This is a genomic window from Sphingomonas sp. (genome assembly GCF_025353885.1).
In the GTDB taxonomy this organism is placed as follows: Bacteria; Pseudomonadota; Alphaproteobacteria; order Sphingomonadales; family Sphingomonadaceae; genus Sphingomonas_O.
In genome coordinates this window covers 1-15,700 of record NZ_JANXNX010000036.1, presented here as the reverse complement: position 1 = coordinate 15,700, position 15,700 = coordinate 1, and the positions used below count along the sequence as shown (strand labels likewise).

Annotated in this window: 13 protein-coding genes; 8 read left to right on the top strand and 5 right to left on the bottom strand. The window is 61.6% G+C overall.

Annotated elements, in window-relative coordinates; genetic code table 11:
- Nucleotides 1-348 precede the first annotated feature (348 nt).
- Complete coding sequence (locus Q0R02_RS04130) at nt 349-1,218, top strand: Ku protein (RefSeq protein ID WP_293881111.1); 870 nt, start codon at nt 349-351, stop codon at nt 1,216-1,218.
- 2 nt (nt 1,219-1,220) lie between these two features.
- Nucleotides 1,221-3,710, top strand: a complete 2,490-nt coding sequence (gene ligD / locus Q0R02_RS04125; RefSeq protein ID WP_293881109.1) for a DNA ligase D — start codon at nt 1,221-1,223, stop codon at nt 3,708-3,710.
- 4 nt (nt 3,711-3,714) lie between these two features.
- On the opposite strand, the gene Q0R02_RS04120 is transcribed toward ligD, so the two are convergent.
- From Q0R02_RS04120 to Q0R02_RS04105, 4 genes are all read right to left on the bottom strand, one after another.
- On the bottom strand, nt 3,715-5,151 hold the full coding sequence (locus Q0R02_RS04120; RefSeq protein WP_293881108.1) for an NAD-dependent succinate-semialdehyde dehydrogenase: 1,437 nt from the start codon (nt 5,149-5,151) through the stop codon (nt 3,715-3,717).
- Nucleotides 5,148-6,389 carry an FAD-dependent oxidoreductase gene (locus Q0R02_RS04115; protein WP_293881106.1) on the bottom strand — a complete coding sequence of 414 codons (1,242 nt, stop codon included), beginning with the start codon at nt 6,387-6,389 and terminating at the stop codon, nt 5,148-5,150. The genes Q0R02_RS04120 and Q0R02_RS04115 overlap by 4 nt, the downstream gene beginning before the upstream one ends.
- A 71-nt stretch (nt 6,390-6,460) precedes the next feature.
- Nucleotides 6,461-6,916, bottom strand: coding sequence for a YaiI/YqxD family protein (locus tag Q0R02_RS04110; RefSeq protein WP_293881104.1), 456 nt, complete (start codon nt 6,914-6,916; stop codon nt 6,461-6,463).
- 7 nt (nt 6,917-6,923) lie between these two features.
- Nucleotides 6,924-8,708 carry a DEAD/DEAH box helicase gene (locus tag Q0R02_RS04105; RefSeq protein WP_293881102.1) on the bottom strand — a complete coding sequence of 595 codons (1,785 nt, stop codon included), beginning with the start codon at nt 8,706-8,708 and terminating at the stop codon, nt 6,924-6,926.
- A 255-nt stretch (nt 8,709-8,963) separates the two neighbouring features.
- Between Q0R02_RS04105 and Q0R02_RS04100 the strand changes: the two genes are divergently transcribed.
- From Q0R02_RS04100 to Q0R02_RS04075, 6 genes are all read left to right on the top strand, one after another.
- A complete protein-coding gene (locus tag Q0R02_RS04100; protein WP_293881113.1) occupies nt 8,964-10,373 on the top strand; it encodes a L,D-transpeptidase family protein in 1,410 nt (469 codons plus the stop codon).
- On the top strand, nt 10,370-10,702 hold the full coding sequence (locus Q0R02_RS04095) for a hypothetical protein (protein WP_293881100.1): 333 nt from the start codon (nt 10,370-10,372) through the stop codon (nt 10,700-10,702). The genes Q0R02_RS04100 and Q0R02_RS04095 overlap by 4 nt, the downstream gene beginning before the upstream one ends.
- A 20-nt stretch (nt 10,703-10,722) precedes the next feature.
- Complete coding sequence (locus Q0R02_RS04090; protein WP_293881098.1) at nt 10,723-11,823, top strand: serine hydrolase; 1,101 nt, start codon at nt 10,723-10,725, stop codon at nt 11,821-11,823.
- Between the two features lie 56 nt (nt 11,824-11,879).
- The gene (locus Q0R02_RS04085) at nt 11,880-12,467 is read left to right on the top strand and encodes a murein L,D-transpeptidase catalytic domain family protein (RefSeq protein ID WP_293881096.1); all 588 of its coding nucleotides are present in this window, start codon (nt 11,880-11,882) and stop codon (nt 12,465-12,467) included.
- Between the two features lie 60 nt (nt 12,468-12,527).
- The gene (dinB, locus tag Q0R02_RS04080; RefSeq protein WP_293881094.1) at nt 12,528-13,628 is read left to right on the top strand and encodes a DNA polymerase IV; all 1,101 of its coding nucleotides are present in this window, start codon (nt 12,528-12,530) and stop codon (nt 13,626-13,628) included.
- A gap of 65 nt (nt 13,629-13,693) precedes the next feature.
- The gene (locus Q0R02_RS04075; protein WP_293881092.1) at nt 13,694-14,680 is read left to right on the top strand and encodes an aldo/keto reductase; all 987 of its coding nucleotides are present in this window, start codon (nt 13,694-13,696) and stop codon (nt 14,678-14,680) included.
- Nucleotides 14,681-14,687: 7 nt separating this feature from the next.
- Here Q0R02_RS04075 and Q0R02_RS04070 read toward each other — a convergent pair.
- On the bottom strand, nt 14,688-15,700 hold a 1,013-nt coding region (locus Q0R02_RS04070; protein ID WP_293881090.1), incomplete at its 5' end, for a CaiB/BaiF CoA-transferase family protein.

Here is a 15,700-nt window from a genome sequence, read left to right as displayed (position 1 = left end):
GCTGTCGCGTCGGCGGCTGGCGCTTCAGCTGCGTAGGCAATTTCGGCAGGCATCATGCCTGCAGTGACGGCTGCGCTGGCCAGAAGAAAGGTGCGCGCCATAAATTTTGTCATGTAAAATCAACCCCAGATACTAACTCTGAGGCGCCGATAAGAGTGTCACATGACAGTGATCTTACAACTCTGTGACGTTTCGATGACTTTGCCGCGATGGGTGCGTATCTGTGACGATATTACCACAGACTATTAAGATCGGCGAAACCAAAATAATTCGTCAGATCGCTCTGTTTGGAACACCCCCGCCCTCCAAACATTCAACCCTGTAACGAACCCACACAGGAAAAACGAGATGGCGGCACGACCCTATTGGCGCGGACAGATCCGGCTTGCGCTCGTCTCCATTCCCGTTGAAATATTTTCCGCGACCAAGAGCGGCGCGGCGGTGGCGTTTCACCAGATTTACGAACCCACCGGTCAGCGCATCAAGTACGAAAAGACCGTGCCGGGCATCGGCCCGGTCGATGTCGACAAGATTATCAAGGGCTTCGAATATGAAAAGGGCGAATATGTCCTGCTCGAAGAAAAAGAGATCGAGGGCGTCAAGCTGGAGAGCAAGAAGACGCTCGAGCTGACCCAGTTTGTCGACAGCAAGGACATCGACGCGATCTATTTCGAAAAGCCCTATTACGTCGTCCCCGCCGACGACCTGGCCGAAGAAGCGTTCATCGTGTTGCGCGAAGCCCTGCGCCGCGCGCACAAGATCGGCCTGGGTCAGCTCGCCATGCGCGGCCGCGAATATGTCGTGAGTCTGAAACCATGCGGGCGTGGCATCGTCATGGAAACGCTGCGCTATTCCGACGAGGTGCACAAAGCGGCGAGCTACTTCCGCGACATTCCCGACACCACGCCCGACGAAGATCTGCTCGACCTGGCCAATACTTTGATCGACAAGAAATCGGGCAAGTTCGACGCCAGCGATTTCCACGACCGCTATGTCGATGCCCTCCGCGACCTCATTGAGCGCAAGAAAAAGGGCAAGACCATCACTATCGAAAACGATGATGGACCGGCGAAAAGCGGCTCCAACGTCATCGACCTGATGGCCGCGTTGAAGAAGTCGCTGGATGGGCCAAGCAAGCAGGCCGCGGCCGCAAAGGCTCCAGCAAAAAAGCCGGCCGCAAAGCCTGTCGCTAAAGCGCCTGCCAAGAAACGCGCCTGACGATGGCGCGTGCTCCGGCAAAGGTTAAAGCGAAAGAGGCAGGCTCCGAAGCGGCGTTATCCCGCTACCACGCCAAGCGTGACTTCAAGAAGACAGCCGAGCCCTCGGGCGGCACGCCCTCCCCGACCGGCAACCACTTTATTGTCCAGAAGCACGCCGCCTCCCGCCTCCATTACGACTTCCGGCTGGAAATGGACGGCGTGTTGTGGAGCTGGGCGGTCACGCGCGGCCCCAGCCTCGACCCCGATGACAAGCGCCTCGCCGTCCGCACCGAAGACCACCCGCTCGACTATGCAAGTTTCGAAGGCACGATCCCAAAGGGCGAGTACGGCGGGGGCACCGTCATGCTGTGGGACGATGGAACCTGGGAATCGCTGCCCGGCAAGGATCCGCGCAAGACGATCGTCGAAGGGCACCTCCACTTCTTCCTCCACGGCCACCGGATGAAGGGCGAATGGCTGATGATCCGCCTGAAACCACGCGGCAAGGAGAAGAGTGAGAATTGGCTGCTTCGAAAGATTGCCGATGACCATGTCGGCGGATCTGACGATCTGGTGACGCGCGAACTGACCAGCGTGAAAACGGGGCGCACAATGGAGGAAATTGCCGCAGGCAAGGTGGTGGCCGAGCCAACCAAGAAACGCTTTCCGACCGCCAAACCGGGCAAAAAGTTAGCAAAAGCCCCGCCATTTCGGGCCGTTCAGCTGGCGACACTGGTCGACGCCGTGCCTGCCGGAGACCGGTGGGTTCACGAAATGAAATATGACGGCTACCGCACCCTGATCTCGATCGGCGCAGGAGGCGGCAAAGCCTATACCCGATCGGGCCTCGACTGGACCGACCGCTTTCAGGGCATCGTCGACGATGCGGCCACGCTTGCAGGATCGGCGCTGTTCGATGGCGAAGCTGTCGTCCTCGACGCCATTGGCAAGACCAGCTTTCAGGGGCTACAGGCCGCGCTCAAGGACGACCGATCGGCTATCATCTATTACGCCTTCGACCTGCTCGAACTCGATGGCGAGGACCTGACCAAACTCCCACTCCTCGACCGGAAGGTAAAGCTCGCCCAACTGGTCGGCGGCGGCACCGATCGCATTCGCTATTCCGACCATATCGTCGGCAAGGGCGAGCAATTGTTCAGCAGTTTCTGCGAGGCGGGGCTGGAAGGCGTCATCTCAAAACGCGCGGACTCACCTTATTCCGGATCGCGGTCGTCGAGCTGGCTGAAGACCAAGTGCATCAAGCGGCAGGAGTTCGTCATTGTCGGATGGCTGCCGAGTGACAAGACCCGCGGGTTCCGGTCGCTGCTGCTCGGCGTGAACGAGAGCGATGGAATGCGCTATGCAGGCAAGGCGGGAACCGGCTTTTCGTCCGACGAGATGGAGAAGCTGCTGCAATTGATGGCCCCGATCGAAGTCCCGACAGCGACCGTAAAAGCCCCCGCCGCCGCCGTTCGTGGCGCACGTTGGGTAAAGCCAAAGCTCGTGGCCGAAGTCGCCTTCACCGAATTCACCGCCGAAGGCGTCCTGCGCCACCCCAGCTATATCGGCTTGCGAGAAGACAAAAGGGCCGAAGCGGTCGTGTTGGAAAAACCCGTTGAGATCAGCGAACAAGGTGTTTCCCCCCTCAAGTTGAAGGTCAACATCACCAATCCAGACCGCGTCATCTTCCCGGAATCGGGCCAGACCAAGGGGCAGCTGGCGGACTATTACCAGGCGGTTTCAGAAATCATGCTGCCATGGTCGGGCAACCGACCGATCAGCCTCGTCCGCTGTCCACAAGGTCGCGGCAAGAAATGTTTCTTCCAGAAACACGACGCGGGCGTTTTCGGGCAAAACGTAAAACAGGTCGCGATCACCGAACGTGACGGTCATCAGGAACCCTATCTCTTTGTCGATAATGCCGACGGCCTGCTGACCTGCGTCCAGATGGGAACGATCGAATTCCATGGTTGGGGCGCGCGGATCGAAGATGTCGAGAAAGCCGACCGGCTCGTCTTCGACCTTGATCCCGATGAGGGGCTGGAGTTCAAGGACGTTATCGCGGCCGCGTTTCACATGCGTGACCTGCTTGCCGAAATGGGGCTGGTGACGTTCCCGATGGTGACCGGCGGCAAGGGCGTCCATGTTATCACGCCACTGACGCCGGAGGCGGAATGGCCTGGGGTCAAGGATTTCGCGCACCGCTTCGCCAGTGCCGTTGCCCAGTCCCAGCCTGAAAAGTTTACCGCCGCGCTAGCCAAGGCAAAGCGCACCGGCCGGATTTTCATCGACTATCTGCGTAACCAGCGTGGCGCGACGGCCGTCATGCCTTACAGCGCGCGCGCACGGCCCGCCGCCCCGGTTGCCGTTCCGATCACATGGGACGAATTGCCCAGGCTAAAGGGCGCGGCGCGGTGGCATATCGGCGATGCCGACGAACTGATCGAACGCGCGGGGTCCAAGGACCTTGCAGGCTGGGGTCGGGCGGACCAGAAGCTGCCGGACCTGTGATCGATCAAAGCTGATGAATTGTCTTGGTTACGAGGAAAGCATCCAGACCTTCGGGGCCGTCTTCCGATCCATGCCCTGAATCCTTGACGCCACCGAAGGGCGCATCAACCGCGCTCATGCCGACGGTATTGATACCGATCATCCCGCTTTCGATCGCATCGCCCAGCAGCAACTGGCGACGGCCATTTTCGGTGAAACAATATGCAGCGAGGCCAAAGGGCAAGCGGTTCGCCTGTTCGACCGCGTCGTCCAGCGACTTGAACGGACGCATCATCGCGACGGGGCCGAACGGTTCCTCGTTCATGATGCGCGCTTCGAGGGGCACATCGAGCAATACCGTCGGGCGATAGAAATACCCGCCGCCGCCGCTCCGCTCTCCACCTGTGGCAAGACGCGCACCGACGGCTGTCGCTTCGTGAACCATCGCCTCGATGGCGTCGGGCCGGCGCGGGTTGGCCAGCGGTCCCATCCCGGTCGTCGCGTCAAGGCCGCTGCCCAGATTGATCGTGTCGACATGGCTGACGAAAGCTTTTGCAAAACGGTCGTAGATGCCCTCCTGCACATAAAAGCGTGTGGGCGAGACGCAGACCTGTCCGGCGTTGCGAAACTTTGCGGCGGCGAGCATCGGCACCGTCTTTTCAAAATCGCAGTCGTCGAAGATCAGCACCGGTGAATGGCCGCCCAACTCCATCGTCGTGCGCTTCATGCCGTCGGCGGCGAGCTTCATCAGGTGTTTGCCGACCGGAACCGACCCGGTGAAGCTGATCTTGCGAATGATCGGGGATGCGATCAGGTGGCGCGATACGGTATCGGGCACGCCGAACACCATGCCGAGAACCCCATTCGGCAATCCGGCATCCATGAAGCAGCGGACGACTTCGATGGCCGAACCCGGGGCTTCCTCGGGCGGCTTGACGATCATCGAACAGCCGGCCGCAAGCGCGGGTGCAATCTTTCGCGCCGGATTCAGGATGGGGAAATTCCACGGACAGAAGGCGACGGCGGGACCAACCGGTTCCTTGATCACGATCGAGCGGCTCCCCGCTGGGCGCTGGAGGACGCGGCCATACACACGCTTGGCTTCGGCGGCGAACCAATCGACCAAGGCAGCAGTATAGGCAAGTTCGCCCTTAGCCTCAGCAAAGGGCTTGCCCTGCTCGAGCGTCGCGATGGTGGCAATCTTGTCGGCCCGTTCGCGCAACAACTGCGCCGCCGCCTTCAATACGGCGCCGCGCTCGTCAGCCGTTTTTGCACGCCAGATACGATAGCCGCGTGCCGATGCGTCCAGCGCGCGGTCGAGGTCATCGGCGGTCGCCATCGGCAGCGCGCCCAGAATATCCCCGGTCGCCGGGTCGACGACATCATGCGTCTGCCTGCCATCAGCACCGATCCACTCGCCATCGATATGAAGCGAAAGGGTGGTTTCATATCGTCCATTCACGGCACTGCTCCAACATGCGATTTCAGGGGGATCGTGGTATCTGCAAGCAACGTGCTGGCGATGGTGAGGCCACCGACCACCAATGCCTTTCCTTGCACATAATCCTTGACCGCGTTGACGCAGTCGAGCGCGATCACCTGCCCACGTCGCAGATAGATGATCGAAAACGACCGCGTGGCAATGTCGCCGCGCACGACAACCTCGTCATAACCAATCGAAAGGCCGACAGTCTGCAGGCGCAGATCATACTGGTTCGACCAAAACCACGGGACGGCGTGATATGGCTTGGGCTCACCGATGATATCCTTGGCTGCGGTGGACGCTTGGTCATTAGCGTTCTGGACCGACTCGAGCCGGATCCACCCACCGTCCGCAAAATGATTTTCATGCCGCGCGCAATCGCCGATCGCATACACATCGGGGAGGCTGGTCCGGCACAGGTCATCGACATCGACGCCGTTTCCGCCTCTGGCCCCTGCCGCGATCAAGGCTTCGACCGCCGGCACGATGCCGATGCCGACGACGACGATTTCGGCTGGCAGGATCTCGCCGTCCGCCAGTTTCACGCCGGTCACCTTGACCCCATCGCCGACCAGGCAATCGACCGCCACGCCAAGATGGACGAAGACACCGTGTGCGCGGTGCTCGGCTTCGTAGAAGCGCGACAATGGCTCACCGGCAACACGCGCCAGCACCCGATCCATCGCCTCCAGCACGGTCACCGATTTCTCGAACTTGATCATGACCGCTGCGGCTTCAAGACCGATATAGCCACCGCCGATCACAACGACACGGGCGGCGTGCTGCAATTCCTGTTCGAGTCTGTCGACATCGGCTCGTGTACGGACGCCATGAACCCCTGCCAGGTCGAAGCCGTCGCAGCTGAGCCTGCGCGCGTGGCCGCCGGTTGCCCAGATCAACTTGCCGTAGCCAATCGTAGCTCCCGCATGATCGGTCACGACATGCCCGACAGGATCCACCCTTTCGATACGCCGCTCGGTCAGGATGTCGATATTGCGCTCCGACCAGAATGCTGTCGGCCGGATCATGATCCGCTCGAACGGTTTGTCACCTGCCAGATATTCCTTGGATAGCGGTGGCCGTTCATAGGGCAAGTCAGCCTCTTCGGTGACCATAGCGATGCTGCCGGCAAAACCACCCTGCCGAAGCGCGATCGATGCCTGCGCGCCGCCGTGCCCGGCACCCACTATCAATACATCATAGCTGCTTGCGGTCATTTACCGGCTCTCCCTTATCATGTCCTCGAAAGAACGCGTCGGCGTTCATGTCAACTGTTGGCGCCCAATCGTCACCGTTTGAGCCGCATGATTGCCGCGTCGAGTGCCGACAGGAAACGCGATCTGTCGGCATTCGAAAACGGCGCGGGGCCGCCGATGATATCACCCCCGGCGCGCAGGTCGGCCATGATTGCCCGGGTCGCGATGGCGCCGCCGATTGAATTGCCGGTAAAGGGTTTGCCGGTGTTGGACAACACCGTTCCACCCGCTTTGATGCAACGGTCTGCCAATAATATATCCGCCGTCACAACGACCGACTTTGCATCGGCCTGTTCGGCGATCCAATCGTCTGCGGCATCGAACCCGTCGCTGACCACGACGCGCTCGATCAACGGATGGGCAGGCACCCGAAAATAACTGTTCGCCACGATGACGACCGGCACGTTTAGCCGGTACGCCACTTTGTAGATTTCGTCTTTAACCGGGCACGCGTCGGCATCCACGAGGATACGGACGATCCCGGTCATCAACTCATTACCGACTTTGGGTGGGCCGGGCGCGGAATGGAGGCTTGCCGGTGCGGCCAGCCGCAGGTCCGCTACGATTGGGGCCGCCGCGGTTCTGACCGCTGCGGTCGGGCCCACCATGATTGGCCGACGACGGACCGCCGCGACGATGCGACTTGTCGTCCGATGGTGGAGCGCCGGTGTGCTCGGCGATGCGAATACCATCTTCGCCATCCGGATCACCGGTGCCTTCGCTACGCTTCAGGGCATCCTTGAAACGTGACGCGGCGGCGCGGGGTATCTGGAACAGGGTTTCGCTTGCATCAATGCGAATTGCGCCAATTTCGGTGCGCGTGATGTGGCCGCGACGGCAGATCAGCGGCAGCAACCAGCGTGGATCGGCATTCTGGCGACGGCCGACGTCCATGCAGAACCAGACGGTGTCCTCGAATCCCTGACGTGGCCCCTGCTCGCGCGTGTCTTCGCGCGGACCCCGTGCCGTTGCATCCAGCATTTCCTCGACGATCGGCATTTTTGCTCGATGGACCTGGACGAGCGCCGCTGCGATATCTTCGGGCGTGCGTTCGGCCATCAGGCGGGCGGCCAACGCCTTATCCTCCTCATCGGCTTCGACCGGCGCCATCAGAGCGACGAGCAAACGCTCACGATCATTATTGCGGATGTCGGCGGGTGACGGCGCTGGCGTCCATTCTGCGGTGATCTTCACATCCCGCAGCATCGCTTCGACGCGACGACGACGTGGATGCGGGACGATCAGAACAGCAGTGCCTTTTTTACCAGCACGGCCGGTCCGACCCGAACGATGCTTCAGGGCATCACCATCGCGCGGCAGTTCAACGTGGATGACCAGCGACAGCGTCGGCAGATCGATACCACGCGCAGCGACGTCGGTAGCTACGCAAACGCGCGCGCGACGGTCACGCAGCGACTGCAACGCGTGGTTCCGTTCGCTTTGGCTATGCTCACCCGACAGAGCGACGGCCGCAAAGCCACGCTCGATCAGGCTGGCATGAAGGTGGCGGACGTTGTCGCGGGTTGCGCAAAACAGCATCGCCGATTCGGCTTCGTAAAAGCGCAGCAGATTGACGACGGCATGTTCGATATCGGCCGGCGCGACCGTTACGGCGCGATAACTGATGTCGCCATGGCCGCGATCTTCGCCAACGGTCGAGATGCGGAGCGCATCGTTCTGGTAACGCTTGGCCAGTGCCACGATCGGCTTTGGCATCGTTGCCGAGAACATGAAGGTGCGACGTTCTTTTGGCGACGCGTCGAGGATTTGTTCAAGATCTTCACGGAAACCCATGTCGAGCATTTCATCGGCTTCATCAAGCACCGCGACCTTTAGCGCGCTGAGATCGAGAGCGCCCCGCTCGAGGTGATCGCGAAGACGACCGGGCGTACCGACAACGATATGCGCGCCATGCGAAAGGTTGCGACGCTCTTTCGAAGCATCCATGCCGCCGACGCAGGTCGCGATGCGGGCACCGGCCTTGCCATACAGCCACATGAATTCGCGACTGACCTGGAGCGCCAGTTCCCGCGTCGGTGCAATGACCAGCGCGAGCGGCTTCAACGTAAACGGGATGCGCCCGTTGTCGTCGAGCATCTGGGCAGCCATGGCGAGCCCGAAAGCAACGGTCTTGCCCGATCCCGTTTGCGCGGAAACGATCAGATCGCGTCCTTCGGCCTGGGGTTCAAGCACGGCAGCCTGGACGGGTGTCGGTGCGGTATAGCCATGGTCGGAGAGCGCTTCGGCGAGAAGCGGTGGAACGTTAGCAAATTCTGTCATGTCGGCGCGCATAGCCGAGAACGGCGGCAATGTCGCGCTTTTCCCACTAATTCGGTGCCGATTGTGCAAAGACGCTCTGGACAGCGGTATCGTTCATGTGATTCACAGCCGGTATGTGCCATGATATGGCAATACTCACGGCTTGGTCGAAGAAATGCGGGACTGATGATTTTGAAACGGACATTTTTTGCATTTACAGTGGCTTCGGTTGCGTTGGTCGGCGGTGCCCATGCGCAGAACGCTCCAACCAACATTCTGCCCAACGCCGTTCCGCCGACAGTTACCAAGCCACCGGTGGCACCGACCTTGCTCCCGATCCCCACCCCCCGGCTCACGGCGGGCCAGGAAGCCATGTTGACCGACTGGCTGGCAGACGTGGCCGCGCCGGGCTTGTCGCGGACGAACCCGGCAGCAACCACAACGCTCACCGGTGACGCTCTGGTTGCCGAGGCGCTCGACAGGGCGCGGGCCATCCACACCGGACGGCTCGATACTGCCGATTTCTTGACGGTCTGGGCTTTGCGACCGGCTGCTTATGATCCGATGCCGAGCTTCGCCGATGCCGTGCGCGGCAACCAGTTGCAACACTGGATCGCCAATCTTGCCCCACCTTATTCGGGCTACGACGGGCTGCGGCGTGGACTGGTCAATTACCGGGCAATCCGGGAAAACGGCGGTTGGAACACGGTCGCCGCCGGTACCGCCATCGCCTTTGGACAGACCGGCGCGCGCGTGACGGCGCTGCGGACGCGTCTTGGGTTCGAGGACCGCGACGTGGTCGCGAAGGGAGTCACGTTCGATGCCCCGTTGCGCGACGCCGTGCAGCGCGCGCAACGCCGCTATGGCCTGAACCCGACGGGGATCGCCGATGCCGCTTTGGTGGCAGCGCTTAACGTCAATGTGGACGACCGGATCGGTGCGATCATGGCCAACATGGAACGCTGGCGCTGGCTTCCCGCCGAACTGCCGACCCACCGGATCCAGGTCAACATCGCCGCTGCCGTCCTGACGGTGTTTGAGGGCGACCGTCCGGTGTCGTCGATGCGCGCCGTTACCGGGCGTCCGGGTGACGAAACCCCGATGCTACAGTCAAACATCCACAGCATCGTCATCAATCCGCCGTGGAACGTGCCGACCTCCATCGCGACGCGTGAGTTGTGGCCAAAGGAACGCGCGAACAAGGGATATTTGGCGGCGCATGGTTTTAAGGTCATCGGCACACCGGAGACAGGCCAGCGGCTGCAACAGGCGGCCGGCCCGACCAGCGCGCTCGGTCGCCTGAAATTCGATTTCGCCAATGACTTTTCTGTCTATCTTCACGACACGCCTAGCCGAGCCAAGTTCGCGAGCTATAGCCGTCTGGCCAGCCACGGCTGCGTCCGCTTGGAAAAACCGGTCGCGCTGGCCGAACTGGTATTGAAAGACGATCCGAAATGGTCGGGCGGTGCCATCCAGGCGGCGATCGACGCCGGTGCCACTCAACGCGTCCCACTGCCGCAACAGGTGGCCGTCTATCTCCTTTACTGGACTGCATTTGCCAGCGGTAACGGGCAAATGAATTTCCGCGACGATCCCTATGGATGGGACAGATTACTCGCCAGCAAGATCGAAGCATCGACAAAACGCGCGGCTATTACGGTGGCAGTCCAGGGGGTAAGACCATGACGAGTATTTCAAGGATCGCGCGCGTCGCCGCCCCGCTGGGTTTTGTGGTGTTGCTGGGACTCTCAGCGTGTTCGAACGAACCGTCCCCGCCCCCGCTCGAAAATAGCGTTGAAAATCAGGTGCTCGAAGAAACACCTCCTGAGGCAATCCCGCCAGCGTCCGAGACGTTGAACGTCGCGCCTGTCGTCAACACAGCGGATGCAGCTGCGGTCGATCGCACTTCGGAAGATCAGCAGATGCAGGAAGACGCCGATGCGTCGGGCATGACGTCGCGACTGCCGCCGCCCAATCAGTCGGTCGCGTCCAGTGAAGGTGAAAAGAAGCAGTGAGCAGAGGTTTGTCGCGCCGAATGATCCCTCCGTTGCTGGTGGCGCTGGCAGCGACACTGGCATGGTCGGCGTCGGGTGGCGCGCAATATGGAGGTCGGCCGGGCGACCGCGGTCCGCAGTCGATTTTACCCGGCGGCGGCTCGACGCCAATTTACCAGACGGTCGCACCCGCCCCCAAACGTCCTGCTCCCGCGCGGATACAGGCGCGAATTGCAGAGTTGGGCCGGGCTTTTGGCCCCGGTGTCGCCATTTCGGTCCGTGATATCCGCGAAGGCTGGTCGACCTCTTGGAACGGCGACCGGCTGTGCCCGCAACAATCAGTTAGCAAGCTGTGGGTCGCGCTGGCGGTGTTCGACGCGATCGACCGGGGTGCCTTGCGGCCCGACGACGCGATGATCGTGACGCGCAACGACCTGACACTGTTCCACCAGCCGATCCGCGCGCTGGTGGGCGACCAGGGCTATCGCGCGACGGTATCGGAATTGCTTGAGCGTGAAATGACGCAGAGCGACAATACAGCGAACGACATGCTGCTTCGGCGTGTCGGTGGCCCAACTGCCATTCGCGCAATGTTGACCCGCTTGCGCATCGACAACGTGCGGTTCGGACCGGGCGAGCGGCTGCTTCAAAGCGGCATCGCCGGGGTGACTTGGCGACAGGCGTTTGCGACAGGCAACGGCTTTGAACAGGCGCGTGCCAGCGTCCCGGTCGACCAGCGACGGGCGGCGATCGAGGCTTATGCCCAGAATCCGATCGACGGGGCGGCACCCAATGCGATCACGGGCGCCTTGGCACGGCTTGTCCAGGGCGAATTATTGACCCCGACGGGCACGCAGAATTTGCTGGCTCTGATGGAACGCAGCAAGACCGGGCGTGCGCGCATGAAGGCAGCAATCGAGCCCGACTGGCTGCTCGCGCACAAAACTGGGACCGGCCAGGAACTAGGCGGTGTGGTCGCAGGTTTCAACGACGTCGGCCTGCTGACCGCACCCGACGGGCACATATATGCCGTTGCCGTCATGGTCGCGCGAAGCTCACGTCCGATCAGCGAGCGCCAGGCGATCATTGCCAACGTTGCGCGGGCGGTAATCGACGACTGGAAAAGCGGAAACGGGCGCTGATTTTGGAATTGGGCGGGTAATATGGGATTAATGCAAAAGCTGTTATGACACTTCCGATGAACAGACGTCAGTTTGCTTCGCTCGCCGTCGGCGGGATCGCGCTCGCGTTCTCGCGGCAGGCATGGGCCACGGGTTCGACGCAGGATGTCCTGCTAGCCCGTGCCAAGGCTGCGCTGGACCGGCATCACCATAGTTTTGCGTTGCGAGACCGTGTGGGAATAGCAGATTTCTCACGTCCGTCGCGCGAGTTGAGGTTTCATATTGTCGACCTGGTGGGCGGTACAGTGTCGTCGTATCTGGTCGCCCATGGTCGCGGTTCCGACCCTGACCATTCAGGCTGGCTGAAGCGGTTCTCGAACGAGCCGAACTCGCTGGCCTCGTCCTCGGGCTCCTACATGACTGGCGAATTCTACAACGGCGTCCATGGCCAGGCCATGCGCTTGAAGGGACTGGATCCCGACAACAACAATGCTGAGCCGCGCGCAATCGTCATCCACGGCGCACCCTACGTCAGCGAAAACCAGATCAGCACCTGGGGCAAGATTGGCCGCAGTGAGGGCTGTTTCGCGGTTGCCGAGCACATGTTGCCACAGGTCATCGGACTGCTGGGATCGGGACGCATGCTCTATTCGGACAAGGTCTGACACCTTTTGTTGCTGGTTTGTTCTGGCGTTCAGATAATCACGGCTCTAGACTGCGACTCGATGACAGAGAGCGGAGGCATCGCGGCAGGTCGTGTCCGCAAGATCATCCATATCGACATGGATGCATTCTTCGCGTCGGTCGAACAGCGCGACAATCCTGAATTGCGGGGCAAGCCGGTTGCCGTTGGTGGCAGCCGGGCGCGCGGGGTCGTCGCCGCCGCCAGCTATGAAGCGCGGGTCTTTGGCGTCAGGTCGGCCATGCCCTCCGTGACCGCGGCGCGCCAATGTCCCGACCTGATCTTTGTGTCACCCCGGTTCGAGGCTTATCGGGCGGTGTCACAGCAGATCCGCGAGATCTTTGCCGAATACACCGATTTGATCGAGCCGCTCTCGCTCGACGAAGCCTATCTGGACGTCAGCGATGACCGACAGGGCATTGGGTCTGCGCGCGCCACGGCCCAGGAAATCCGCGCGCGCATCGTCGCGGTCACGGGTCTCACCGCATCTGCTGGCGTCTCGTATAACAAGTTTATAGCCAAGCTGGCGTCGGACCAGAACAAGCCCGACGGGATGTGCGTCATACCCCCGGCTAGCGGGGCGGCCTTTGTCGCCAGCCTGCCAGTTCGCCGCTTTCACGGCGTCGGTCCGGTAACGGCCGCGCGGATGGAGCGACTGGAAATTCATACGGGTGCCGATCTGTGCATGCGCTCGCTCGACTATCTGCAGGTGCATTTTGGAAGCAGCGCGTCCTACCTTTACAACGCCGCCCGAGGGCAGGACGACCGCCCGGTTCGCGCCCACCGCGCTGCCAAGTCGATCGGTGCAGAGCGGACGTTTGAAACAGACCTGACCGACCCGGTGGCGCTGCTGGCCGCACTCGACCGCGTGGCGGAGGCGGCCTGGACCCGGATCGAACGCCACCGGGCGCGCGGCGGTACGGTAACGCTGAAAATCAGATATGCTGATTTTCGGACGATCACCCGCGCGCGGACGGCCAATGTTATTCCCGACCAACCCGCCAGCTTTCGCGACACGGGTATTACACTGCTGAAGACGATGTTGCCGACCCCGACAGGCATCCGTCTGCTCGGACTGACTCTTTCGGGCATTCAGCGCGCGGAACAGGCCAACGATCTCGGCCAGCCAGTGCTTCCGCTTTAGGTGCTGGACCTCGATAGGGCGGCTCCTTACAGCGCAGCGCTCAGGCCGCATCGAGGGGAATTGTGATGACACGGACGATCAACGGCGCATCCGTCAACCCGGTCGGCCTTGGCTGCATGTCGCTGTCATGGGCTTATAACGTGCCCCCCAGTCCGGAAGATGGCGCAAAACTGCTCAATCGCGCGCTCGACATCGGTTATAATCACCTCGACACCGCGCGCATCTACGGCATCGGGCAGAATGAAACGCTGATCGGAAACGCCCTGGCCGGCCGCCGGAAATCATTTTTCTTGGCTTCCAAAACTGGCATCATTGTCGATGGTGAAAAGCGTCGAGTCGACTGTCGCCCGGAAACGATCCGCACCGCGCTCGAGGAAAGCCTGAAGCTACTACAGACCGACCATATCGATCTTTATTATCTCCACCGGCGCGATTTCAATATCCCTATCGAAGATTCGATTGGCGCGCTGGCCGATGCCGTGAAGGCGGGTAAGATCGGGAGCATCGGCCTTTCGGAGATGTCAGCGCAGACGCTGCGCAAGGCGTCGGCGGTCCATCCGATCGCTGCCATGCAGACCGAATATTCACCGCAGACCCGCAATCCAGAGATTGCGGTACTGGACGCATGTCGCGAACTCGGTACCACATTCGTCGCTTTTTCACCGGTCGGTCGCGGTTCGCTTTGCGGCCTGTTGCGTGATCCGGAAACCCTGCCCGACGGTGATCTGCGCAAGAGCTGGCCGCGCTTCACGGGACAGAACTGGCAACGCAACCTCGCCCTGATCGATGCCTTTGCGGAGATTGCGAAGGAGGCAGGTGTCACCCCGGCGCAGTTGGCGCTGGGCTGGGTGCTGGCACGGGGCGATCATGTTGTTGCCATCCCCGGCACCGCGTCGATTGCCCATCTCGAGGAAAATATCGCCCGGCACGACTGGCGTCCCAATGACGAGACCATTGTGCGCGTGGACGCGCTCATCAATCGGGACAGCGTTGCCGGTGCGCGCTATCCCGACGCGCAGCAAAAGACGATCGACACCGAGGAGTTTGCCTGACAGGCGATCAGCGAGGAGCCCAGTCGGCGTCGTTGTCGCCGTCCAGCCGGGGAGCCGCCTGCAATGATCCCGGACGGACGCCATCGATCACGATCGGCTGTGCCAGGCCCGGCAGCAACCCGTCCAAATCCTCGACCTCGATCGCCATCCCGCGCGCTATCACCTGCGGGTCGGCAAATGCCTGATCGATCCGGTTGATAGGCCCGGCCGGGATCGAATGCGCCTGCAGCGCGGCGTAGAGGTCGACCGCTTGCCAGCCCCTCGTCAGCGTCTCCAGCAGCGGGACCAGTTCCGCCCGGTGCTGGACCCGACCGGGATTCTCCCGAAACCGCGCGTCATCGGCAAGCGTCCGGACATCGAGCAAGGCGCACAGCCGCGCGAACTGGCGGTCGTTGCCGACGGCGATGATTACGTCGCCATCGCTGCACGGAAATGATTGGTAGGGTACCAGGTTGATATGCCCATTGCCCATGCGGCGCGGGGGAACGCCGCTGACCATCCAGTTGAGGGCCTGGTTTCCGAGCACCGACACCAATGTATCGAGCAGTGCCATATCGACATGAGCGCCCTTGCCACTCCGGTCGCGCTCGCGCAGCGCCGCCAGCACGGCAACCGTAGCGTAAACCCCGGTCAATATGTCGGCATAGGCCACGCCACCTTTTTGTGGTGGGCCGTCGGGCTCGCCCGAGATCGACATCATGCCCGCCATGCCCTGGACGATGAAGTCATAGCCCGGTCGATCGGCATAGGGCCCGGTCTGGCCAAAGCCGGTGATCGAGCAATAGACCAGCGCGGGATTGATCGCGCTGAGGCCGGGATAGTCGAGGCCGTACCGCGCCAGACCGCCGACCTTGTAGTTTTCGATGACCACGTCGGCCCCCGCGGCCAGCGCGCGAACCTGGTCCTGGCCAGCGGCTGTCGCGATGTCGATCGTCATCGATCGCTTGCCGCGATTGCAACTGTGGAAATACGCCGCGCCTAGGTTTTCGCCGCTGGGCGAATGAACGAAGGGGGGGCCCC